The organism is Nonomuraea sp. NPDC001831 (assembly GCF_042892035.1).
Lineage (GTDB): Bacteria > Actinomycetota > Actinomycetes > Streptosporangiales > Streptosporangiaceae > Nonomuraea.
Genome location: NZ_JBIATU010000011.1, coordinates 45952 through 67805, shown reverse-complemented (window position 1 = coordinate 67805; position 21854 = coordinate 45952). Strand labels below are relative to the sequence as shown.

Sequence of the window (21854 nt, the reverse complement as noted above, 5' to 3'; positions counted from 1 at the left end):
GGGCGTGGCCCCCCAAATCGCCCTGCTCGTCAACCCCGCCGCACGCGGCGGGCGCACCCTGCGACTGCTCGAACCCGTCGCCCGCCGGTTGCGGGCCGGCGGCGCCGAGCTGTCGGTGATCGTCGGCACGGACGCCGCCGACGCCCTCGAACGTGCCTGCACCGCCGTCGCCGAGCGCCCCGACGCGCTGGTCGCCTTCGGCGGCGACGGGCTGGTGCACCTGGCCGTCCAGGCCGTGGCGGGCACCGACGTGCCGCTCGGCATCATCCCGGCCGGCACCGGCAACGACTTCGCCGCCGCCCTGGGGCTGGCGCGCGAGCCGCTGGCCGCGGCCAGGACCGTGCTGCGGATGCGGGCCCGGCCGGTCGACGCGGCCCGCGTGCGGGCGGGGGAGTCGGAGGAGCTGTTCGCCGGGGTGCTGTGCTGCGGCTTCGACTCGCGCGTCAACGAACGCGCCAACCGGCGCACCTGGCCGCCCGGCAAGGGCCGCTACCTGGTGGCGGTGGCCGAGGAGCTGCGCGCCTTCCGGCCCATCCCGTTCCGGGTCACGCTCGACGACGGCGAGGTGGTCGAGCAGGAGGCCATGATGGTCGCCGTGGCCAACACCCGCTCCTACGGGGCCGGCATGCGCGTGTGCCCCGACGCCTCGCCCGACGACGGCCTGCTCGACGTGATGATGGTCGGCGCGGTGTCCAAGGGAGAGTTCCTGCGCGTCTTCCCGGGCGTCTACCGGGGCACCCACGTGGGGCACCCGGCGGTGTCGGTGCGGCGGGCCCGCCGGGTCACGCTGGAGGCGGCCGACGTGGTGGCCTACGCCGACGGCGAGCGCGTGGGGCCGGTGCCGGTCAGCTGCGAGATCCAGCCCGGCGCGCTCCGCGTGCTCACCTGAGCCGCGACGTGAGGGCTGTTCGCCGCGGGCCGAGTCCGCCGGGACGGACCGGAATGGCGATTTCGGTAGGCTGACGGGTATGACAACGCCAGCGGAACGCTACGCGGCCTTCCGTCAGAAGCACGGGGACGACGGAGGGGCGCTGAGATCGTTCCGCGGTCTCTACGACTTCGAGCTCGACGACTTCCAGCTCGACGCCTGCCGGGCCCTGGAGGCGGGCGACGGCGTCCTGGTGGCCGCGCCCACCGGGTCGGGCAAGACGGTCGTCGGCGAGTTCGCCGTGCACCTGGCCCTGGAGCAGGGCCGCAAGTGCTTCTACACCACCCCCATCAAGGCGCTGTCCAACCAGAAGTACAACGACCTGGTCAAGCGCTACGGCACGGCCAAGGTCGGCCTGCTGACGGGCGACAACAGCGTCAACGGCGAGGCCCCGATCGTGGTCATGACCACCGAGGTGCTGCGCAACATGCTCTACGCCGGCTCGGCCACGCTGGCCGGGCTGGGCTTCGCCGTCATGGACGAGGTCCACTACCTCGCCGACCGCTTCCGCGGCGCGGTGTGGGAAGAGGTCATCATCCACCTGCCGGAGTCGGTGCGCCTGGTGGCGCTGTCGGCCACGGTCAGCAACGCCGAGGAGTTCGGCGAGTGGCTGGGCGAGGTGCGCGGCGACACCACGGTCATCGTCGACGAGCACCGGCCGGTGCCGCTGTGGCAGCACATGATGGTCGGCAACCGCGTCTACGACATGTTCATGACCGACGACCTGACGCCGCGCATCAACCCCGCGCTGATGCGGGTGACGCGCGACGCCGAGCGGCTGATGGCCGGGCGGCGCGGGCGCGGCGGCTACGGCAAGGTCCACCGCTCGCGTCCGCCCGACCGCGTCCAGGTGATCGAGAAGCTCGACTCCGAGGGGCTGCTCCCGGCGATCACCTTCATCTTCTCGCGGGCCGGCTGCCAGGCGGCGGTGCAGCAGTGCCTCTACGCCGGCATCCGGCTGACCACCGACCGCGAGCGCCACGAGATCAGGCAGCTCGTCGACGAGCGCACCGCCCACCTGCCCGACGAAGACCTGGCCGTGCTGGGCTACCTGGAGTGGCGCGACTGCCTGGAGCGCGGCCTGGCCGCCCACCACGCGGGCATGCTGCCGGCCTTCAAGGAGGTCGTCGAGGAGCTGTTCACCCGCGGCCTGGTCAAGGCCGTCTTCGCCACCGAGACGCTGGCGCTCGGCATCAACATGCCCGCGCGCAGCGTGGTGATCGAGAAGCTCGACAAGTGGAACGGCGAGACCCACGCCGACCTCACCCCGGGCGAGTACACCCAGCTCACCGGGCGGGCCGGGCGGCGCGGCATCGACGTCGAGGGGCACGCGGTGGTGCTGTGGCAGCCGGGCATGGACCCGCTGTCGGTGGCCGGGCTGGCCGGCACCCGCACCTACCCGCTGCGCTCCAGCTTCCAGCCGTCCTACAACATGGCCGTCAATTTGGTGGGCCAGTTCGGCCGCGAGCGCGCCCGCACGCTGCTGGAGGAGTCCTTCGCGCAGTTCCAGGCCGACCGGGCGGTCGTGGGCCTGGCCAAGCAGCTGCGCAAGCACGAGGAGGCCCTGGAGGGTTACCAGGAGGCCATGACGTGCCACCTGGGCGACTTCCCGGAATACGCCGCGCTGCGCCGGCGTCTGTCCGATCGCGAGGCCGAGCTGTCCAAGCAGCGCGGCGCGGCCCGGCGCGCGGCGGCGGTGCGCTCGCTGGAGGCGCTGCAGCCCGGCGACGTGATCCGGGTGCCGGGCGGGCGCCGGGCGGGCCTGGCGATCGTGCTCGACCCGGGGCGCAACCCGCGCGGCCACGGCCCGAGCCCGCTGGTGCTGACGATCGGCAAGCAGGTCAAGAAGCTCGACCCGGCCGACTTCCCGGTGCCGGTCGAGCCGCTGGAGAAGCTGCGCATCCCGAAGAACTTCAACGGCCGCTCGCCGAAGGAACGCGCCAACCTCGTCTCCACCCTGCTGGCCAAGATCGGCGACCGCGACCTCGGCAAGCCGGCCAGGGCGCGCGACCACTCGATCGACGACGACGAGGTCATCGAGCTGCGCCGGCGCATCCGCCAGCACCCCTGCCACGGCTGCGACGAGCGGGAGGACCACGCCCGCTGGGCCGAGCGCTACTACAAGCTGCAGCGCGAGACCGAGGGGCTGCGCCGCCGCGTCGAGGGCCGCTCCCACGTCATCTCCCGCACCTTCGACCGCATCTGCTCGGTGCTGGAGCAGCTGGGCTACCTCGACGGTGAGGCCGTCACCGACGAGGGCCGCCGCCTGGGCCGCCTCTACACCGAGCTCGACCTGCTGACCGCCGAGTGCCTGCGCGGCGGCCTGTGGGAGGAGCTCGAACCGGCCGAGCTGGCCGCGTGCGTGTCGGCGCTGGTGTTCGAGTCCCGGCAGTCCGACGACGCGCGCCGTCCCAAGATCCCGGCCGGGCGGGCCCAGGACGCGCTGTCGTCCATGATCCGGCTGTGGGGCGAGCTGGAGGGCATCGAGTCCGACCACGGGCTGTCCACCATCCGCGAGCCCGATCTGGGGTTCGCCTGGGCGGCGTTCCGCTGGGCCAAGGGCCACAGCCTCGACGCGGTGCTGCTGGAGGGCGTGGCCGGCAACGAGCTGGCGGCCGGCGACTTCGTGCGCTGGATCAAGCAGCTGATGGACCTGCTCGGCCAGCTCGGGAACGCGGCCCCCGAGGGCAGCAAGATCAAGCAGACCGCGGGCAAGGCGATGGACGCCATGCGGCGCGGCGTCGTGGCGTACTCGTCGCTCACCTGAGGGCTCGCCTTGGGGGCTCGCCTGAGCCGCGGGAATGCGCGCGAAGGGCGGGCGGATCCGGCCGGATCCGCCCGCCCTTCGGGTTTTCCGATGAGGTGAGAACCAGTTCTGAGGAGCATCTTTGAGCGTTTCGTGACCGCCATAAGCGGATTTGGCGATTTACGGCGCATTTAAGTGGCCGGCAGAACTGCCTTTGTGGCCGGGATTCACCGGTCAATTCTCCCTTTAACGGCCGAAGTTCGGGTGATTTGCGGCGAATTCGTGGGTATCGTCCCATTTGTCGAATGGAACAGCCATACGGGGGAGGAAGAGATGGCTAACAACCAGCTGACCCAGCCCGGCTTCCAGGAGTCCTGGCGCTGCCGCCGTCGTCGGTGGTACCGCCGTCGCTGCTGCAACTACCGCAGGTGGTGGGGCTGGGGGTGGTAGAGCAACCCCGTGAGAGCCGGCGGCCCAGCCGCCGGCTCTCCCTTACGCTCTCCGGCCGTGAACTCGCTCCCGCCGTTTCCATCCGTCGAACCTTTCGCGAGTTCTGGCCGGACACCAAAGGTCTGCGCCGGTTCTTCGCGTGTGGCGTGGTGTTCGCCGTCCTCGCAGCACTCTGCGAGGTCGCCGCGATCCGCCTGTTCGGGCACATCACGGACGACGTGCTCGCCACACGCGATCTGGACGCCTTCTGGGCGCCCGCCTTCACCTGGCTCGGGCTCGCCGCCCTCGCCGGGCTGACGTCCTTCGTCGGGACGTACGCCACGGCCTACGGCGCGGAACGTTTCCTGCTCGCCCTGCGCGACCGCGTGTTCGCGCACATCCAGACCCTGTCGCCGGACTTCTCGGAGAACCGGCGGCTCGGCGACCTCATGGCCCGGCTGACCGACGACATCCAGGCCATCGAGGAACTGGTCGGCTCCGGCCTGGTCAAACTGTTCACCACCGCGGCCAGCGTGGTGTTCTTCGCCGGCGCCGCCTTCCTCATCCGCTGGGACCTCGCCCTCGTCACGATGGCGCTGATCCCGGCGTTCCTGGTCGTCTCGAAGCTGTTCGCGGCCAGGTTCAGGACGGCGGCGGCGCGCGAGCGGCTCAGCAACGGCGCCATGAACAGCGTGCTGGAGGAGGGCCTGGCCAACCAGGCGCTCGTCCAGGCCTACAACCGGCAGGCGGCCGAGTCCGGGCGCCTGCACGGCGAGGGCCGCCGCTGGCTGCGCGCCAACCTGTCCCAGGCCTGGCTGTCGGGGCTCTACCAGCCCGTCGTCCAGGTCATCGAGACGGTCTGCCTGATCGTCATCATCGGGTTCGGCGCCTGGGAGATCGTCTCCGGACGGCTCACCCTGGGCGGCCTGCTCGCCTTCGCCGCCTACCTGGCGATGCTCTACCCGGCCGTGCAGAGCCTGGGGGAGCTCGCGCTGACGGTGTCGGAGGCGGCGGCGGGATCCGACCGGGTGATCGAGGTCCTGCGCGTCCGGCCCCTCGTCACCGACCCCGAGGGGGCGGTGGCGCTGCCCGGCCGGGCCGAGGGACGGGTGGAGTTCGACGGCGTCGGCTTCACCTATCCGGGACGCACCCGGCCCGCCGTGCGCGATGTGTCGTTCACCGCCGGGCCCGGCGAGCTCGTCGTCTGCACCGGGCCCAGCGGGAGCGGCAAGTCGACGGTGGCCAAGCTGCTGCTGCGCTTCTACGACCCGGAACGCGGCCGCATCCTGCTCGACGGCCGCGACATCAGGGGCCTGACGCGGGAGTCGCTGCGTGCCAACGTGGCGATCCTGCACCAGGAGACGCTGCTGTTCTCGGGGTCCGTACGCGACAACATCGCCTACGGCCGGCCGGACGCCTCGCTCGGCGAGGTGATCAGGGCGGCCGAGGCGGCGGGCGTGCACGACTTCGTCAAGCTGCTGCCCCAGGGGTACGACACCCCGGTCGGGCAGCGGGGCCGGCTGCTGTCCGGCGGCCAGCGGCAGCGGATCGGGATCGCCAGGGCCATCCTGCGCGACGCGCCCGTCCTGGTGCTCGACGAGCCGATGACCGGGCTGGACGACGCCACCGTCGCCCAGGTCATGAAGCCGCTGCGGCGGCTGATGGCCGGGCGCACGACCATCCTCATCACCCACGACCTGCGTCACGTGCCGGAGGGCGCGCGAACCGTGGAGCTGGAGCCGGTGCCCCGCGAGGAGCGCATCAGGCTCAAGCGCGTCGGCTCGTTCGGCCTCCGGCCGCCGCTGGCGGCGCCGCCCTGAGCGGCGGGTGCCACAGGTCCGCCTGCGGCCGCCCCTCCTGGCTCCGGCCAGGGCGGGCGGCCGCGCCACGCCGGGCTACCGCCCGGTAGAATCGGAGCCCTCCCTCCGCTTGCCGAAGGCAGGTTCCCCATGGGCGACCACAGCTCCGCCCGGCCGTTACGCGCCGACGCCCGCCGCAACCGCGAGCGGGTCCTGCAGATCGCGCAGGAGGCGCTGACCGCCGACGGGCTGACCATCTCCCTCGACGAGATCGCCCGCCGCGCCGGGTTCGGGGTCGGCACCGTTCACCGGCACTTCCCCACCGAGGAGGCGCTGCTGGAGGCCGTGCTGCTGGGCCGGGCCGAACGTTTCGTGGCCGACGCCCGCGCGCTGGCCACCGCCGAGGACGCCGGGCGGGCCTTCTTCGGCTGGTTCTGCCGGGTCGCCGAGCAGGCCGCGGCCCACCAGGCGCTGTGCGACCTGCTGGACGGCGGCGCGGAGCCGGCGCTGCGGCCCGGCCCGGCGCTGGAGGCCGACCTCGCCGACGCGATCGGGCGGCTGCTGGCCCGCGCGCAGCGCGCCGGGGCCGTGCGCCGCGACCTGTCCGCCGACGACGTCCGCGACCTGCTGCGCGGCGCGGTGGCCGCCGAACGCCACGCGCGGGGCAGGGGCGCGGCCGGGCGGCCGGCCGCGGTGATGTGCGACGGCATGCGCGCCGGCGCCGACTGACGCCGAAGTGAGGTGCAGTGGGACGTGCTGACGCCGCCGTGAGGTGCGGCGGGAGGTGCTGACGGACGCGACGTGCGGCGGGACGGGCTGGGCCGACTGACCGGCCGGTCAAGAGGGTGTCGTCATATGGCTACACATCGTCACCCTCGGGGCAGTTTCTCCGCCGAATCCGGCGGACATCCCCAAGACGTAGGAAAGGGATCCCCTTCAGGCCCATCGGGCCGGGGTCCGGTCAGCTCGGGAGGTAACCCGTGTTCGCTCTCATCGCCGCCCTGTTCTTCCTGCTCGCCCTGATCTTCGACATCGCCGGCACCGCCGTCGGCAACGTGCTCACCGCGGGCACGCTCACCACGGCCGGGCTGCTGTGCGTCGCCCTCCACCTGCTGGGGGTCGGCGCGGGATGGTCGCCGCTCAAGCGGTGAGGGCAGGTCCGCCCCCCCCCGGGCCGCGCGCGAGAACGTCCGGCGCGCGGCCCTCGCCGTGCCCGCGGTCGCCCGGGGGCGCGGCGACTCGCCGTGCCCGCGAAGGGCGGCCTCGCGGCGGGCTTCAGGCCAGGGGCGCGGCGGGCTTCAGGCCAGGGTGAAGCGGACCTCGCGGGTGGCCGGGTCGGCCTGCGTCAGGCGGACGGTGACCCGCTCGCCCAGCGGCAGGACGCCGTCGCAGCGGGCGATCACGGCCGGCTCGACGAGCTGCACCTGACCGCCGCCGCGGCGCTCGTCCACGTCGATCACCATCGCCTCGAACGACTGGCCGATCCGCTCCCGCAACAGGAACGCCTCCACCAGATCCACGCAGGCCCGGTCGACCGCCCCGGCGCGGCGGCCGGTCGCCGACATGATGTCGGGCAGCAGCGGCAGCGCGGCCCGTATCTCGGAGGGCACCGGCTCGCCCGCCGCGACGGCCAGGCACACCTCGGTCGCGTACCGGTCCACCAGGCGCCGCAGCGGCGCCGTGACGTGCGCGTACGGCGCCGCCACCGCCGCGTGCTCGGCCAGCTTGGGCGGCGCGCCGTCGAAGGCCGCGTACCCGGCGCCGCGCAGCAGCACCTTCGACTCCTGCAGGAACGCCGCCTGCTGCGGGTTCTTCGGGTCGAGGTCGTGCACGACCTCCCCGTAACCGGCGCCCTCGGGCCACGGCACGCCGAGCGCCTGCGCGACCCTGCGCACCTTGGCCAGGTCGTCCGGCTGCGGCGCGGGCAGCACGCGCAGGATGCCGACCTCGGCGTCCAGCATCATCGAGGCGGCGGCCATGCCGGTGAGCAGCGAGATCTGGGCGTTCCACGCCTCGGCGGGCAGCGGCACGCGGAACTCCAGCCGGTAGCCGCCGTCGGCGTCCCGGACGACCTCCTGCTCGGGCGTGGGCAGGGTGACGCCGCCGCGCGCCCGCTCCAGCCCCAGCCGCAGCCCGCCGATCTCGGCCAGCAGGCTCAGGGTGCCGTCGGCGGTGCCGGTGTCCACGGCCGCCTGCACGTAGGCGTAGTCGAGCCGCTCGCGGCTGCGCACCCGGGCGCGCTGCACGTCGGCGCCGACGATCCGGCCCTCGGCGTCGAGGTCGACGCGCCAGACCGCGGCCGGACGGATCGCGCCCGGCAGCAGGCTCGCCGCGCCCTCCGAGAGCACCTTGGGATGCAGCGGCACCCTGCCCACCGGCAGGTACACCGTCTCACCCCTGGTACGGGCCTCGGCGTCGATCTGCCCGCCCGGCCGGACGAAGGCCCCGACGTCGGCGATGGCGTACCAGACGCGGTAGCCGTCGCGCAGCCGTTCCAGGTGCAGGGCCTGGTCGAGGTCCATCGAGCCCGGCGGGTCGATGGTCACGAACGGCACGTCGGTCAGGTCTTTGGCGTCAAGCCTGGGCACCTGCGCCACCCAGTCGGCCTCGTCGAGCACGTCCTGGGGGAAGCCGGCGGGCAGCCGCTGCTCGCGCAGGACGCGGTCGAACCCGTCCTCCAGCCTGGCGGGGATCGGGCCAGGAACCTGAATCATCGACACGCCCTCAACCTACTCAAGGCGGGCGTACCGTCACGACTGGGGCGTCAAATGGGCGTCGAGGCCGGTGATGCGCAGCAGCCGCTTCATGTTGGGCGGGACGTTGGCCAGCCGCAGGCTGGTGTGCCCGCGGGCGGCCTGGTTGTGCAGGGAGACCAGGATGCCGAGCCCGGCCGCGTCGATGAAGGACAGGCCGCCCACCTCGATCACCACCGACATGTCCGGCCGCCGCGCGCGCCCGGCCTCCTCCAGCACGCCGAGCAGGTGGCCGCGGACGGCCTCGGTGGTGGCGATGTCGAGCTCGCCGCTCAGGGAGACGGTCACGGTCGTGTCGTGGCGGCTGGTGGTCAGGTGAAGAGAATCCATGTCGGCTCCCCGCTGTTGGTCCGGGCGGAGGAAAGTGGTGCTGACTACGGGGACCCGCCCCTGGCCGAAGGCGCCGGATGGGACGATCGTCACGCAGCGCTACGGTCTGTTTCCGAAGAGGAGTGTACATGCCCTCCTGTCCGGGCTCGCGGAGCAGGCCCCCTCCGTGCGAGGAGCCCGCCGCGACCGGCCCCACGGGTGTTGCGGGCGTTGCGGGCGGGGGTGTACTGCCCGGTAACGTCTCGTTCCACGTGATCCACCGACTTCGAGGAGCGTGACGTGCCCCCCGTCATCCTTTCCGCCGCCGGCTCGGCCCTGGTGCTCGACGACTCCGGCGCCGGGCTGCCGCGGGTGCGGCACTACGGCGCCGACCTCGGCGCGGTCACCGGCGCCGACCTGGCGCCCGCCCTGCTGTCGCTGACCCCCGCGCTGGCGCTGCTGCCCGGCCAGGACGAGTCCTGGTTCGGCCGGCCGGGCCTGTCCGGTGACCGGGCTGGTGAGCACTGGCCGGTGCGCTGGAGCGCCGAGAGCGTCGAGACGGCGGCCGAGCCGGGCGCGGGCGGCCGCGTCGCCGTCGCCGCCGTGGACGCCGAGGCGGGGTTGCGGCTGCTCAGCGAGCTGGTGATGGACGCCTCCGGCGTCGTCATGATGCGGCACACGGTGACCAACACCGCCGCCTCGCCGTACCGGCTGCAGGGGTTGACGTGCGCGCTGCCGCTGCCCGCCAGGGCCGGGGAGCTGCTGGACTTCACCGGACGGTGGGCGCTGGAGAAGGTGCCGCAGCGCAGGGAGTTCGGGCAGGGGGTGTGGTCGCGGGAGAGCCGGCGCGGCCGTACCGGGCACGACGCGACCGGCCTGCTCGTCGCCGGCACGCCCGGTTTCGGTTTCCGGTCCGGCGAGGTGTGGGCCGTGCACGCCGGCTGGAGCGGCGGCCACGTCCACTACGCCGAACGGCTCGTCGAGGGCCAGGCCGTGCTGGCCGCCGGCGAACTGCTCGAACCCGGCGAGATCACCCTCGCCCAGGACGGCGCCTACAGCACCCCGTGGGTCTACTTCACCTGGTCCGGCAGCGGCCTGGACGAGGCCGCCGGCCGTCTGCACGACCACCTGCGGGCCGCCCGTCCCCTCCCGGTGCGCCCGGTCACCCTGAACAACTGGGAGGCCACCTACTTCGACCACGGCCTCGACCGGCTGCGCGAGCTGGCCGACAAGGCGGCCGCCGCCGGCGTCGAACGGTTCGTGCTCGACGACGGCTGGTTCCGCCACCGCCGCCACGACCGCGCCGGGCTCGGCGACTGGTACGTCGACGAGGACGTGTGGCCCGGCGGCCTGCACCCGCTGGCCGAGCACGTACGCGGGCTGGGCCTGCAGTTCGGCCTGTGGTTCGAGCCCGAGATGGTCAACCCCGACTCCGACCTGGCCCGCGCCCACCCCGACTGGATCCTCGCCCGCGCCGCCCGTCCGCCCGCGCTCTGGCGCAACCAGCAGGTGCTCGACCTGGCCCGGCCCGAGGTCTACGACTACCTCCTCGACCGCCTGGACACGCTGACCCGCGAGTACGCGCTGGACTACATCAAGTGGGACCACAACCGCGACCTGGCCGAGCCCGTCCACGACGGGACACCCGGCGTGCACGCCCAGACGGCCGCGGCCTACCGGCTGATCGACGAGCTGCGCCGCCGCCACCCCCGGCTGGAGATCGAGTCGTGCTCGTCGGGCGGCGCCCGCATCGACTACGGCGTCCTGGCCCGCACCGACCGCGTGTGGGCCTCCGACAGCAACGACGCCCTCGACAGGCAGGCCATCCAGCGCTGGACCGGGCTGCTGGTGCCGCCGGACCGCATGGGCTGCCACGTGGGCGCGCCCCACGACCACATCACCGGCCGCGCGCTGCCGCTCGCCTTCCGGGCGGCGACCGCGATGTTCGGCCACATGGGCGTGGAGTGGGACCTGACCTCGGCGACCCCGCAGGAACTGGAGGAGCTGGGCGTCTGGATCGCGCTGCACAAGCGGCTGCGGCCGGTGCTGCACGCGGGCCGGGTCGTGCGGGCCGACCATCCCGACCCCTCGACGCTGGTACACGGGGTCGTGCTGCCCGAACGGGCCGTGTTCGCCTGCGTCCAGCTCGCCAGCCGCGTCACCGTCAGCCCCGATCCGTTGCGGCTGCCGGGGCTCGACCCGGCCGCGCTGTACGAGGTGCGCGCCGCAGGGCCGCTGCCGGAGGGCGCGGGGTTGCCGCAGTGGGTGTTCGCGCCGGCGCGGCTGCCGGGGGCGGCGCTGGCCGAGCTCGGGTTGCCGGGGCCCGCGCTGCGCCCGGCCTCGGCGCTGGTCTTCGAGGTCGAACGGGTGGGGCGGCCCAGCTAGCCGAGCGCTCGCCGTGCCCCGGCGGTCAGTGGGCGGCCGGGCGCCAGGGGGCGTCGGCGGGGGAGGGGCGCCAGGCCGCCCAGTCGATGCGCACCCGGTCCGGGCGGGCCGGGTCCACCTTCACGGGCAGCACCGCGCCCGGGACCACCAGGCCCATGGGTATGCGCGGCAGCGTCTGGCGGTGGGCGACCCGGTAGGCGGGGCCCTCGTGCGGCTGGACCACCAGCCCGAAGCTGACGACGGGCTGGTCGTTGACGGACATGTGGGTGTCGGCCATCGACTCCACCACGGCCTGCGCGGGAATCCCGGTCGCCAGGAGCCGCCGGCCGTTCCTCGCCATGATCAGGAACGGCACGCCGACCGCGGCCGTGATCAGCGTCGTCCCGGCGGTGATCGCCACAGCCAGCAAGATTCCCGTGGTCACTGTGCTTCCCCAGTTCTGTCCTCCGCCCGGCGTCCGGGCGGCTCGTCCCGTCTGTTCTCGAAGGAGTTTCTAGCCGGGACGGCTTGACCGCCGCTTGATCGCCGGTTGCAAGATCCCGTCGCCGACCTGGTTTATTTCACGGGTAAAACACCTGGTAACCTTTTGGGGATGTCCAGCGCCCGCAGACCCCGAGCCCGATCCCGGTCGTCCCGCCTCTCGCCGTCCCCTGTGGCGTCGGCGGGGTGGCGTGCGCGGCTGCCCGTGCGTGCGGCGCTGCGTCTGGGGCCTGTCGGCGACATCTGGCACAAACCCGCCCTGAGCGCCGTCGTCGCCCTCGCCGTTCCGCTGCTGGCCCTCCTGTGGGCCGGACGGCTCGACCTCGTGCCCTACGCCGCCGCCGGCTCGATGTGCGCCCTGTACGGTCACGGCCTGCCGTACGCGGCCCGTGGCAGGGCGCTGGCCTGGGTGGTGCTGGGCATGACGGCCGGCACGGCGGTCGCGCTGGCCGCCTCGGCCCTCACCGGCTCGGTCGCCGTCCGGGTGGCGGTGGCCGCCCTGCTGGCCGGGCTGCACAAGGCGGTCTGCGACGCCACCCGGATCGGGCCGCCGGGGAACGTCGTGCTCACGTTCGTCGCGGCCGGCGCGGTGTTCGTACCGCAGGAACTGGGCGACGTGCCCGCCCACGTCGGCCTCGGGCTGCTCGGCGGGCTCCTCGCCTGGACGGTCGGCATGGCCCCGGGCCTCCTCCGCCCCGACGGCCCCGAACGCGTCGCCGTCGCCCGCGCCCTCGAATCCACCGCCCACCTCCTGCGCACGGCCCCCGGCCCCGGCGCCCTCCGCGAGGGGCGCGAGGCCGCCGCGGACCACCGGGCCCGCCATGCCGCTGCGGCGGCGGTCAACGCCGCTTGGCAGACGCTGCTGCGCTCCGGCGTCCCCGCCCGGCGCCGCGACGCGCTGGCCCGGCTGCTGGTCCGCGCCGAGTCGGCCGCCGCCGGGGTGGCCGGGGTGGCCGGGATCGCCGGGATCGCCGGGCAGACCAGTCCGGGCGCTTCGGGGGGCGTGCGGCGGGTCGTCGCGGGAGAGCTTGGCGGATGGGCGCGGGATCTGCGTAAAGGTCGTCCGCTGCCGTCCCCGCGCGAGGTCGCGCCCGCCGCGGGCGAGCGGGCCGAACCGGCGGGCGTCGCGGGGGAGTCGGCGGAAGGTTCCGGCGGCGTGCGGGTGGTGGTGGCGGAGGTGGCGAGGCGGTGGCGGGTCGTCGGGACGGTGTTCGCCGGGGCCGCTGTGGCCGGGTGGGGGTCGATGGCGCTGGGGGTGGGCAGGCCGTACTGGGCGGTGGTGACGGCGGCGGCCGTGTTCGCGGCCAACGCCACCCTGTCCTGGAGCCGCGCGATCCAGCGCGTCGTCGGCAACCTGCTGGGCGTCGGGCTGTTCACCTTGGTCGCCCCCGTGACCCGGCTGGGCGCGGCGGCGCTCGTCGTGGCCGTCCTGGCGTTGCAGTTCGCGACGGAGGCGGCCATCACGCGCAACTACTGGCTGGGAAGCGTCTTCGTCACGCCGATGGCCATCCTCATGGGGGAGTTCGCCGGGACGCGGCCGGTGGCCGAGCTCGTGGCCGATCGCTGGCTGGACACGTGTCTCGGCGCCGCGGCGGGGCTGCTGGCCTGCGTGCTGGTGCCGGACCGGCGGGCGGCCCGGCGCGTACGGGCGGGGCTCGTACGTCTGGAACGGATGCTGGCCGGGACGCCGGAACCGGGGGAGCGTGACCGGCTCCGCGCGGCGCTGGTGGAGGTCCGCGAAGCGGCCGACGTCGCCGCGGGCGAGTGGTGGCCCGCGGCGCTGCCCCACGAGCGCATCGCCGCCGCCGAGCGCGCCGGCCACCGCAGACTCGCCACCCTGTACGCCTGATCGCCCCGCCCGGGGCCGGGGCGGCGCCGCCGGCGCGTACGATCGGAGCCACCGGAAGATCGGCACGATGAGAGGAACGAGCACGTGGAGGACGCCGTCGCGAAGGCGTTGCGGCAGTGGCGGCAGGTCCTTCCCGACGCCGACCTCGACACGATCGCCGTCATCGGCAGGCTCAACCGCTGCGCCGCGCTCCTGCAACAGGCCGCCGACGCCCCGCTCGGGCGCGCCGGGGTCAGCCGTCCCGAGTACGACCTGCTGTGCGCCCTGCTCAGGGTCGGCGGCGAGCTGACGCCGGGCAGGCTCGCCCGCGAGACGTTCGCCTCGGGAGCCGCGGTGACCAAGCGGGTCCGGCGGCTGGAGGAGATCGGCCTGGTCGCCCGGCGGGTGGACGAGCGGGACCGGCGCGTCGCCCACCTCTCGCTGACCGGCCGCGGCAGGGAGCTGATCCTGCGCCTGCTGCCCGAGCAGCTCGACTACGAGACCGAGCTGCTGGAGGGGCTTCCCCGCGACCGCGAACGCCAGCTCGCCGACCTGCTGGCCGAACTGCTGCTCGTCCTGGAGGGCCGCCTCGGCGGCCTGCTCGGCTGAGCCCCCGCCGCCTCCGCCCGCCGGCCCCGGGAAGCGCGGCCCGGCAAAGCGGTCCGGGCGTGCGGTCCGGGCGTGCGGCTCGGGCGTGAGGTTCGGGCGTGAGGTTCGGGCGTGCGGCGCGGGCGTGAGGTTCGGGTGGCGGAGGGATGGAGGAGGCGGGGAGCGGGGTTAGGGTGGCCGCGTGCATATCGACGAATGGCTGCAAGCGATCCCCGCCGCCTGGTTGTGCGCGATGGTCGCGCTCGTGATCGGCCTGGAGAGCCTCGGCATCCCGCTGCCCGGCGAGATCGTGCTGGTCAGCGCCGCCATTCTGTCCGCCAAAGGCGTGGTCAGCCCGGTCGCCGTCGGCGTCTGCGCGAGCGCGGGGGCGATCGTGGGCGACTCCGCCGGCTACGCCATCGGGCGCAAGGGCGGCCGCCGGCTGTTCGAACGGCTGGGCCGCCGCTTCCCCCGCCACTTCGGCCCCCGTCACGTCGCCAAGGCCGAGAACTATTTCCACCGGTACGGCGTCTGGGCCGTGTTCGTCGGCCGCTTCATCGCGCTGCTGCGCATCCTGGCCGGGCCGCTGGCGGGGGCGCTGCGCATGCCGTACTGGCGGTTCGCCGTGGCGAACGTGCTGGGCGGCATCGTGTGGGCGGGCGGCACCACCGCGGTGATCTACTACCTCGGCATGGTGGCCGAGAAGTGGCTGAAGGGCTTCTCCTGGGTCGGGCTCGGGGTGGCCGTGCTGTTCGGCATCGGCACCACGCTCTACCTCAAGCGCCGCGCGGCCTCAGCGCTCGATGAGGGTGACCTCGAGGGAGTAGTGCGAGGCCCGATAGACGTGTGAGCCGTGCTCGACGGCCCGGCCCTGGTCGTCGTACGTCGTCCTGATCATGGTGAGCAGCGGCGCGCCGCGGCGCTCGTCGAGCAGCTTGGCCTCGACCTGGCCGGCGGCGCGGGCCCCGATGCGCTGGTTGGCCACCCGCATGCGCACACCCGCGCCGCGCAGCAGCTCGTACAGGCCGCGGCCCTCCAGGTCGGCGGCCGAGAGCGGGGCCAGGCCCAGCGGCAGCCAGTTGTGCAGCACGGCGAGCGGCTCGCCGGCGGCGAAGCGCAGGCGTTCGAGGTAGAGGATCTCGGTGCCGGGCTGGACGCCGAGGATGGCCGCCTTGTCCTCCTCGACCGGGCGCGGCTCCAGCGCGAGCACCTGCGTGGCCGGCTCCTGGCCCGAGCGGCGCAGGTCGTCGTAGAGGCTGGTCAGCTCTACCGAGCGCTTGACCTGGCCGTGCACCACCTGGGTGCCGACGCCGCGCTTGCGCACCAGCAGGCCCTTGTCCACGAGGTATTGGATCGCCTGGCGGATCGTCGGCCTGGACAGGCCGAGCTTGTCGGCGAGCAGGATCTCGTTGTCCAGCCGGGAGCCGGGCGCCAGGTCGCCGCGCCGGATCGCCTCGGCGATCTGCTCGGCCACCTGGAAGTAGAGCGGCACGGGGCTGGATCGGTCCAGGTCGATGGCCAGGTTCGGGGTCATGCTGAGCAGCCTAACCGAGGTCAGAATGTCAAGACAAATAGCGCGTGGCGAGCAGTGCGGGCAGCCCGGCGAGCGAGGTGAGGCGAGGGAACCCGGCCGGCGCCGCCTCGACGCCCAGCCGGTCGATCCACACCGAGGGCATGCCGGCCGCCGCCGGGCCGCGTACGTCGTTGTCGAGGTCGTCGCCCACCAGCAGCACCTGCCCGGGCGGCAGCCCGAGGGCCCGCGCGGCGGCGGCGTAGCAGGCGGCGGACGGCTTGAAGTGCCCGTCCAGGCACTCGCCGGTCAGCACCGGGCCCACGTCGAGGCCGAGCGCCCGGATCTTCGCCTCCTGCACGCCCTGCGTCCCGTTGGTCAGCACGCCCAGCGTGTAGCCGCGCAGCTCGGCCAGCGCCGGGGCCACGTCGGGGTAGGCGGCCCAGCCGCGCCGGTAGTGGTCGGCGTAGCTGGCGAAGGCGGCCTCCAGGTCGGCGGGCGCCTCGACGGACAGCTCCCGGCACAGGGCGCGCACCCGGCGGCGGCGCTGCTCCTGCCAGGAGCACTCGCCGGCCTGCCAGGCGGCCAGGTGGGGGATCTCCAGCGCCGCCCACAGCGCGGCGACCTCGGGCAGGCGGGGATGGCCGGGGGCCAGCTCCGACGCCCACGCGGTGATCGCGGCGTCGGCCGCGCCGCGATGGTCGAGCAGAGTGCCGTCGAGGTCGAACAGGATGCCCTTGATTCCGCCGCTCACCCGGCGAGCATATCGGCGGCGACGCGGGCGGCCGTCTCGCGCGGCGGGTAGCCCAGGGTGAGGCCGCGCACCGAGCGCGGCGCGGCGGCGAAGCGCGCCTCGGCGTCCTCGCCCAGCACGTAGGCCAGGGCGGGGGACAGGCCGCGATGCGCTTCCAGCGCCGCCACCTCGGCCGCGGCCCGCGCGGGGGGCAGGGCCTCGTGGTAGTCGGCGATCAGGGAGTCGAGGTCGAAGAGCCGCTCGTAGGGCTCGGTGGTGCCGGCCACGACCCGGACGGCCGCGCCTTCGGCGCGCGCCCGGTAGACCAGGCCGGTGCCGCCGCTCCTGGCGAACCAGCGCAGCGCCTCCTCGGCGGGCAGGGTGAAGGTGCCGTACGGCTTGCGCCCGTACAGCAGGGCCTCGGCGATCCAGCGGTCGCACCAGTGCTCGTCGCGGTACGGCGTCGGCGACCCCGGGTCGCAGCTCAGGCCCTGGGCCAGCACCGGGTTCCAGGCCGAGACCAGCGGGCTGCTGAAACGCGGCATGCGGGGGCCCAGGCAGCGGCTCAGCGCGTAGCCGTACCAGACGGTGACGACCTCGGTGCGCCGCCTGGGACGCCTGCGCTCGTAGGCGCCGTTCATCACCTGGCCGTCGGGGTGGCGCCAGGGGCCGGGTTCGGTGGCCTGGTCTGTGGGGACCCGGGGGGTGCGGTAGTCGGGATTGAGCGTCCACACGTCCGCCACAGTGTCGGCTCCTTCGACGTCGGGGTCGCGGCAAGACCATCAGAGTGACTCATCGTGCAACACCCGTCACGCTGAATCAATGAACCGGTGGTGAACGATGATGTTTGTCATCAGTGGTGCTTGCGGTACTCGCCCGCCTGCCGGATGTGGTCGATCATGACGCGTTCCGCGGCGTCGGCGTCGCCCGCCTCCAGGGCGGCCAGCAGCCGCTCGTGCGCCTGGAGCTGCCGCCCGACCTGCTCCGGGTCGAGCCACAGCGACGCCTCGGCGGGCACCGGGACGCCGTGGCGCACCGACCTGGCGTGGGCGCCGAGGAAGGCCGGGCCGCCGATGTCGACGATGCGCAGGTGGAAGCGGCTGCTCTGCTCGGCCAGCCGGTCGTGCCTGCCCTGCTCGGCGTCGGCGGCCATCTCGCGGTGCAGGTCGCGCAGCCCGGCCAGGTCGCCTGCGGTGATCCGGGCGGCGGCCAGCCGCGCGCCCAGGCCCTCGACGACCGCGCGCAGCCCGTAGTACTCGGCCAGGGCGTCGTCGCCGAGGTCGATGACGGTCGCGCCGTGGTGGGCCTCGTAGCTGATCAGCCGGTCCTTCTCCAGCCGCCGCAGCGCCTCGCGCACGGGGGTGACCGAGACGCCGAGCCGCCGGGCGACGGCCCCGGCGCGCAGGGCGGTGCCGCCCGGGATGCGGCCGCCGCGGATCTCGTCCAGCAGCACGCTGTAGACGTAGTCGGCCTTGCTCATGGGCGGCGTGGGCTCGCTGGCTGTCATGTCCCCAGTCTCTCGCACGGCCGGTCGCGGCTATTACTTATTTCTTATAACTTACAAACTATGACAAGTCTCGCCGGCCTGCGGGTCATCGACGCGGCGACGCTGTTCGCCGGTCCCTCCGCCGCGATGATGCTCGGCGACTTCGGCGCCGACGTGATCAAGATCGAGCACCCGCGCCGCGGCGACCCCTCGCGCGGCCACGGCGCCTCGGTGGACGGCGTCGGCCTGTGGTGGAAGTCGTTGTCCCGCAACAAGCGCACCGCCGCCGTCGACCTGTCCCGCGCCGAGGGCCAGGAGATCCTGCGCCGCCTGGCCGAGCGCTCCGACGTGCTGATCGAGAACTTCCGTCCCGGCACCCTGGAACGCTGGAACCTCGCGCCCGAGGACCTGCTCAAGGCCAACCCGCGGCTGATCGTGGCCCGGATGACCGGGTTCGGGCAGATCGGTCCGATGGCCGGGCGGCCGGGGTTCGGCACGCTGGCCGAGGCCATGAGCGGGTTCGCGGCCATGACCGGCGAGCCGGACGGCCCCCCGACCCTGCCGCCGCTGGCCCTGGCCGACGGCATCGCCGGTCTGGCCATGTCGTACGCGATCATGGTGGCGCTGCACGCCCGTGCGGCGACCGGCCGCGGGCAGGTGATCGACCTGGCCATCATCGAGCCGATCCTGGGCCTGCTCGGGCCGCAGATGACCGCGTACAAGGCGCTCGGGGTGGTGCCGCGGCGCACCGGCAACCGGTCCAGCAGCAACGCCCCGCGCAACACCTACCGCACCCGCGACGGCCGCTGGGTGGCTGTCTCCACCAGCGCCCAGCCGATCGCCGAGCGGGTCGTCACGCTGGTCGGGCGGCCCGACCTGGTCGAGCAGCCGTGGTTCGCCAGCGGTCACGGCCGCGTCCAGCACGTGGACGAGCTGGACGAGGCGGTCGCCACCTGGATCGCCGCCCGCGACGCCGACGAGGTGATCGCCCGCTTCGAGGAGGCCCAGGCCGCCGTCGCCCCCATCTACGACGTCACCGACCTGGCGACCGACCCGCAGTACGCCGCGCTCGGCACGTTCGTCGAGCTGCCGGACGAGGAGCTCGGCACGGTCACCCTGCAGAACGTGCTGTTCCGCCTGTCGGAGACGCCCGGCGAGATCCGCTGGCCGGGCCGCCCGCTCGGCCACGACACCGACGAGGTGCTCGGCGAGCTGGACTACCCGGCCGAGACCGTCGCGGCCCTGCGCGCGGCCGGGGTGATCGCGTGAACGCCCCCGTCACCTGGCTGTACGTGCCCGGCGACCGCCCTGAGCGCTTCGCCAAGGCCGCCGCCTCGGGCGCCGACGTCGTCATCGTCGACCTGGAGGACGCGGTCGCGCCCGCCGCCAAGGACGCCGCCCGCGCCCACGCCGTCGCCTACCTGCGCGGGCCCAGGCAGGCCGGGCCGGCGATCCACGTCCGGGTGAACGACGTGACGACCGCGCGCGGCCTGGCGGACCTGGCGGCCGTGGGCGAGCTGGCCGACGCCGTACGGCTGCCCAAGGTCGAGTCGGCCGCCGCGCTGGACGCCCTGCCCGGCACGGCCCCCATGTACGCGCTGCTGGAGTCGGCGGCCGGGATCGTCGAGGCCCGCGCCGTGGCCGCGCACCCGCGGGTGGCCGGCGTGGCGCTGGGCGAGCAGGACCTGGCCGCCGAGCTGTCCCTCACCGACGAGACCGCCATGAACCAGCTCAGGCTGCAGGTCGTCCTGGCCGCCGCGGCGGCGGGCCTGCCGCCGGTGCCCATGTCGGTCTACCCCGACATCAAGGACGAGGACGGGCTCCTCGCCTCCTGCCGGGCCGGCCGCGCGCTCGGCCTGTTCGGCAGGACCGCCATCCACCCCGCACAGCTCCCGGCCATCCGGCGGGCCTTCCGCCCCACCGAGGAGGAGACGGCCAGGGCCGCCGAGATCGTCGAGGCGGCCGAGCGGGCGGGCACGGGCGCCGGCGCGGGGGCGGTCGCCCTGCCCGACGGCCGCTTCGTGGACGCCCCGGTCCTGGCCAGGGCCCGCCGCGTGCTGGACCTGGCCCGCCGGCTCGCCCCCGCCGACCGGCCCGGACCCGGCTAACGGGAGGGGTACCAGCGGACCTGCAGCTCCTCGTCCGCCGGGGCCGGGCCGGGCAGGTCGCGGTGGGCGGGCGGCACCCGCAGCGAGTCCATCATCAGCGTCAGGTAGCGGTGGCGGAGCTGGGAGGTGCGCTCCTCGTCGCCCAGCTTGATCGAGGCGATCTGCTCGAACAGCAGCGCGATGTCGGCCACCGTGACGTCGGCCCGCAGCACGCCCGCCTCGACCGCCCGGCGGTGCAGCCGGGTGGCCAGGTCTCCGGCGTGGACGGCGTCGTGGTAGAGCTCCTCCGTCGGCTGGAAGGTGCCGGCCAGCTTGATCGTCAGGGAGTTGGTGTCGGCGTCCACGATGCCGCGCAGGTAGGAGGCGAACGCCTCCCAGGGGTCGCCCTCGTCGTCCATCGCCCGCTGGGCCACGGCGGCGTAGAGCTTCAGCCCGTCGCCGCACAACTTCTGCAGCAACGCCTCCTTGCTGGGGTAGCGGCGGTAGAGCGCGCTGATCCCGACGCCCGCCTTCTCGGCCACGGCCGCGATGGGCGCGCCCGGATCGGCGGTGAAGACCGCCCTGGCCGCCTGGAGGATCAACTCGTCGTTGCGGGCCGCCTGCGCCTTGCGGCCGCTCATGGGTGCGCTGGTCATGCCTCCAGCATACGGGAACGAAAGATTCCGTTCTACTTCCGACGGTGATCGAAGCGCTGGTCCGTATGTCTATACAAAGAGATCACATTGCGGTAGAACCAGGCTAGCCCGTTGGTCTTGGAGGTATTCGATGAGACGTACCCCGATCGTGCTGGCGCTGGCCGGCGTACTCGCCCTGACCAGCTGTTCCTCCCCCGGCGAGCAGGGCGCGCAGAGCGCCGCGCCAGGCTCGGCCGCCGCCCCGGCGGGCGGCGGCGGCCGCTTCGCCGTCATCACCCACGGCGGCGCCGGGGACGCCTTCTGGGACGTCGTCAAGAACGGCGCCGAGGCCGCCGGCAAGCAGTACGGCGTCAAGGTCACCTACCAGGGCGACGGCGACCCCGCCAAGCAGTCGCAGCTCATCGACCAGGCCGTCGCGGAGAAGGTGGACGGCCTCGTCGTCTCCATGGCCAACCCCGACGCGCTCAAGGAGGCCGTCGGCAAGGCCGTCGCGGCGAAGATCCCGGTCGTCACCATCAACTCCGGGGCCGACTCCTCCAAGGCGTTCGGCGCCCTCACCCACGTCGGCCAGTCCGAGGACGTGGCCGGCCGCGGCGCGGGCGAGCAGCTCAAGGCCGCGGGCGTCACCAAGCTGCTGTGCGTCGTGCACGAGGCCGGCAACGTCGGCCTCGACCAGCGCTGCAAGGGCGCCGAGCAGACCCTGGGCGGCACGGTCGAGCGCCTGCAGGTGGACGTCGCCAACCTGGCCGACGTGACCTCCAAGGTCACCGCCAAGCTGCAGTCGGACAAGCAGGTCAACGGCGTGCTCGCGCTCAACCCGGCGGTCGCCGTGGCGGCCAGGGACGCGATCAAGGACTCGGGCTCGCAGGCGAGACTCGCCACCTTCGACCTGTCGGGCGACGTGGTCGCCGCGATCAAGGACGGCGAGATCCTGTTCGCCGTCGACCAGCAGCAGTACCTGCAGGGCTACCTGCCGATCACGTTCCTGAAGCTGTACAAGGACAACCTCAACACCGTCGGCGGCGGGCTGCCGGTCAACACCGGGCCCGGGTTCGTCACCAAGGACAACGCCGAGCAGGTGGCCAAGCTGGCCGAGGCGGGCACCCGATGAGCGGCCGCCGGCATGAAGGCGGGGAG

General features: G+C 73.9%; 20 protein-coding genes. 12 read left to right on the top strand and 8 right to left on the bottom strand.

Annotated features, from left to right (window positions below):
* Nucleotides 1-4: 4 nt before the first annotated feature.
* The 5 genes from ACFYYW_RS31230 to ACFYYW_RS31210 all read left to right on the top strand — a co-directional run bounded on the left by ACFYYW_RS31230 (nucleotide 5) and on the right by ACFYYW_RS31210 (nucleotide 7053).
* A complete protein-coding gene (locus ACFYYW_RS31230) occupies nucleotides 5-889 on the top strand; it encodes a diacylglycerol/lipid kinase family protein (RefSeq protein WP_387653910.1) in 885 nt (294 codons plus the stop codon).
* Nucleotides 890-968: 79 nt separating this feature from the next.
* Nucleotides 969-3695, top strand: a complete 2727-nt coding sequence (locus ACFYYW_RS31225; protein ID WP_352328569.1) for a DEAD/DEAH box helicase — start codon at nucleotides 969-971, stop codon at nucleotides 3693-3695.
* A 578-nt stretch (nucleotides 3696-4273) separates the two neighbouring features.
* Nucleotides 4274-5923 carry an ABC transporter ATP-binding protein gene (locus ACFYYW_RS31220; protein ID WP_387653907.1) on the top strand — a complete coding sequence of 550 codons (1650 nt, stop codon included), beginning with the start codon at nucleotides 4274-4276 and terminating at the stop codon, nucleotides 5921-5923.
* Between the two features lie 129 nt (nucleotides 5924-6052).
* Nucleotides 6053-6631, top strand: coding sequence for a TetR/AcrR family transcriptional regulator (locus ACFYYW_RS31215; RefSeq protein WP_387653904.1), 579 nt, complete (start codon nucleotides 6053-6055; stop codon nucleotides 6629-6631).
* A gap of 251 nt (nucleotides 6632-6882) precedes the next feature.
* Nucleotides 6883-7053: a hypothetical protein gene (locus ACFYYW_RS31210; protein ID WP_352331507.1), complete on the top strand. Its 171-nt coding sequence runs from the start codon at nucleotides 6883-6885 to the stop codon at nucleotides 7051-7053.
* A gap of 147 nt (nucleotides 7054-7200) precedes the next feature.
* On the opposite strand, the gene ACFYYW_RS31205 is transcribed toward ACFYYW_RS31210, so the two are convergent.
* The gene (locus ACFYYW_RS31205; protein WP_387654294.1) at nucleotides 7201-8616 is read right to left on the bottom strand and encodes an RNB domain-containing ribonuclease; all 1416 of its coding nucleotides are present in this window, start codon (nucleotides 8614-8616) and stop codon (nucleotides 7201-7203) included.
* A 36-nt stretch (nucleotides 8617-8652) separates the two neighbouring features.
* On the bottom strand, nucleotides 8653-8985 hold the full coding sequence (locus ACFYYW_RS31200; protein ID WP_352324744.1) for an STAS domain-containing protein: 333 nt from the start codon (nucleotides 8983-8985) through the stop codon (nucleotides 8653-8655).
* Nucleotides 8986-9264: 279 nt separating this feature from the next.
* Here ACFYYW_RS31200 and ACFYYW_RS31195 point away from each other — a divergent pair, with 279 nt between their 5' ends.
* Complete coding sequence (locus ACFYYW_RS31195) at nucleotides 9265-11349, top strand: alpha-galactosidase (RefSeq protein WP_387653900.1); 2085 nt, start codon at nucleotides 9265-9267, stop codon at nucleotides 11347-11349.
* Nucleotides 11350-11374: 25 nt separating this feature from the next.
* On the opposite strand, the gene ACFYYW_RS31190 is transcribed toward ACFYYW_RS31195, so the two are convergent.
* Nucleotides 11375-11773 (bottom strand): DUF3592 domain-containing protein, encoded by a 399-nt coding sequence (locus tag ACFYYW_RS31190; protein WP_352324746.1) that lies wholly within the window; start codon nucleotides 11771-11773, stop codon nucleotides 11375-11377.
* A gap of 261 nt (nucleotides 11774-12034) precedes the next feature.
* Here ACFYYW_RS31190 and ACFYYW_RS31185 point away from each other — a divergent pair, with 261 nt between their 5' ends.
* The 3 genes from ACFYYW_RS31185 (at nucleotide 12035) to ACFYYW_RS31175 (ending at nucleotide 15095) form a co-directional block, all read left to right on the top strand.
* Nucleotides 12035-13678 (top strand): FUSC family protein, encoded by a 1644-nt coding sequence (locus tag ACFYYW_RS31185; protein WP_387653897.1) that lies wholly within the window; start codon nucleotides 12035-12037, stop codon nucleotides 13676-13678.
* 84 nt (nucleotides 13679-13762) lie between these two features.
* Nucleotides 13763-14266 (top strand): MarR family transcriptional regulator, encoded by a 504-nt coding sequence (locus tag ACFYYW_RS31180; RefSeq protein ID WP_352364113.1) that lies wholly within the window; start codon nucleotides 13763-13765, stop codon nucleotides 14264-14266.
* 181 nt (nucleotides 14267-14447) lie between these two features.
* Nucleotides 14448-15095: a DedA family protein gene (locus ACFYYW_RS31175; RefSeq protein ID WP_352324749.1), complete on the top strand. Its 648-nt coding sequence runs from the start codon at nucleotides 14448-14450 to the stop codon at nucleotides 15093-15095.
* On the opposite strand, the gene ACFYYW_RS31170 is transcribed toward ACFYYW_RS31175, so the two are convergent.
* The 4 genes from ACFYYW_RS31170 to ACFYYW_RS31155 form a co-directional block, all read right to left on the bottom strand.
* Nucleotides 15039-15779, bottom strand: coding sequence for a GntR family transcriptional regulator (locus ACFYYW_RS31170; protein WP_352324750.1), 741 nt, complete (start codon nucleotides 15777-15779; stop codon nucleotides 15039-15041). The two genes, ACFYYW_RS31175 and ACFYYW_RS31170, sit on opposite strands and share 57 nt — an antisense overlap.
* Nucleotides 15780-15807: 28 nt before the next feature.
* Nucleotides 15808-16509, bottom strand: coding sequence for an HAD family hydrolase (locus tag ACFYYW_RS31165; RefSeq protein ID WP_387653892.1), 702 nt, complete (start codon nucleotides 16507-16509; stop codon nucleotides 15808-15810).
* On the bottom strand, nucleotides 16506-17231 hold the full coding sequence (locus ACFYYW_RS31160) for a hypothetical protein (protein ID WP_352324752.1): 726 nt from the start codon (nucleotides 17229-17231) through the stop codon (nucleotides 16506-16508). Before ACFYYW_RS31160 ends, ACFYYW_RS31165 begins: the two co-directional genes overlap by 4 nt.
* Nucleotides 17232-17341: 110 nt before the next feature.
* Nucleotides 17342-17995 (bottom strand): GntR family transcriptional regulator, encoded by a 654-nt coding sequence (locus ACFYYW_RS31155; protein ID WP_387653889.1) that lies wholly within the window; start codon nucleotides 17993-17995, stop codon nucleotides 17342-17344.
* 60 nt (nucleotides 17996-18055) lie between these two features.
* Between ACFYYW_RS31155 and ACFYYW_RS31150 the strand changes: the two genes are divergently transcribed.
* The gene (locus ACFYYW_RS31150) at nucleotides 18056-19243 is read left to right on the top strand and encodes a CaiB/BaiF CoA transferase family protein (RefSeq protein WP_387653887.1); all 1188 of its coding nucleotides are present in this window, start codon (nucleotides 18056-18058) and stop codon (nucleotides 19241-19243) included.
* Complete coding sequence (locus ACFYYW_RS31145) at nucleotides 19240-20082, top strand: HpcH/HpaI aldolase/citrate lyase family protein (protein ID WP_387653885.1); 843 nt, start codon at nucleotides 19240-19242, stop codon at nucleotides 20080-20082. Before ACFYYW_RS31150 ends, ACFYYW_RS31145 begins: the two co-directional genes overlap by 4 nt.
* Here the strand turns inward: ACFYYW_RS31145 and ACFYYW_RS31140 are convergent.
* The gene (locus ACFYYW_RS31140; protein WP_352324756.1) at nucleotides 20079-20717 is read right to left on the bottom strand and encodes a TetR/AcrR family transcriptional regulator; all 639 of its coding nucleotides are present in this window, start codon (nucleotides 20715-20717) and stop codon (nucleotides 20079-20081) included. The two genes, ACFYYW_RS31145 and ACFYYW_RS31140, sit on opposite strands and share 4 nt — an antisense overlap.
* Before the next feature lie 130 nt (nucleotides 20718-20847).
* On the opposite strand from ACFYYW_RS31140, the gene ACFYYW_RS31135 reads away from it, so the two are divergent.
* The gene (locus ACFYYW_RS31135) at nucleotides 20848-21828 is read left to right on the top strand and encodes a sugar ABC transporter substrate-binding protein (protein ID WP_387653883.1); all 981 of its coding nucleotides are present in this window, start codon (nucleotides 20848-20850) and stop codon (nucleotides 21826-21828) included.
* Nucleotides 21829-21854: the final 26 nt, after the last annotated feature.

Coding starts and splice junctions, on each gene's coding strand:
- ACFYYW_RS31150 (WP_387653887.1), top strand. CDS start 18,056: ATGACAAGTCTCGCCGGCCTGCGGGTCATCGACGCGGCGACGCTGTTC.
- ACFYYW_RS31135 (WP_387653883.1), top strand. CDS start 20,848: ATGAGACGTACCCCGATCGTGCTGGCGCTGGCCGGCGTACTCGCCCTG.
- ACFYYW_RS31225 (WP_352328569.1), top strand. CDS start 969: ATGACAACGCCAGCGGAACGCTACGCGGCCTTCCGTCAGAAGCACGGG.
- ACFYYW_RS31155 (WP_387653889.1), bottom strand. CDS start 17,995: ATGACAGCCAGCGAGCCCACGCCGCCCATGAGCAAGGCCGACTACGTC.
- ACFYYW_RS31200 (WP_352324744.1), bottom strand. CDS start 8,985: ATGGATTCTCTTCACCTGACCACCAGCCGCCACGACACGACCGTGACC.
- ACFYYW_RS31205 (WP_387654294.1), bottom strand. CDS start 8,616: ATGATTCAGGTTCCTGGCCCGATCCCCGCCAGGCTGGAGGACGGGTTC.
- ACFYYW_RS31215 (WP_387653904.1), top strand. CDS start 6,053: ATGGGCGACCACAGCTCCGCCCGGCCGTTACGCGCCGACGCCCGCCGC.
- ACFYYW_RS31140 (WP_352324756.1), bottom strand. CDS start 20,717: ATGACCAGCGCACCCATGAGCGGCCGCAAGGCGCAGGCGGCCCGCAAC.
- ACFYYW_RS31170 (WP_352324750.1), bottom strand. CDS start 15,779: ATGACCCCGAACCTGGCCATCGACCTGGACCGATCCAGCCCCGTGCCG.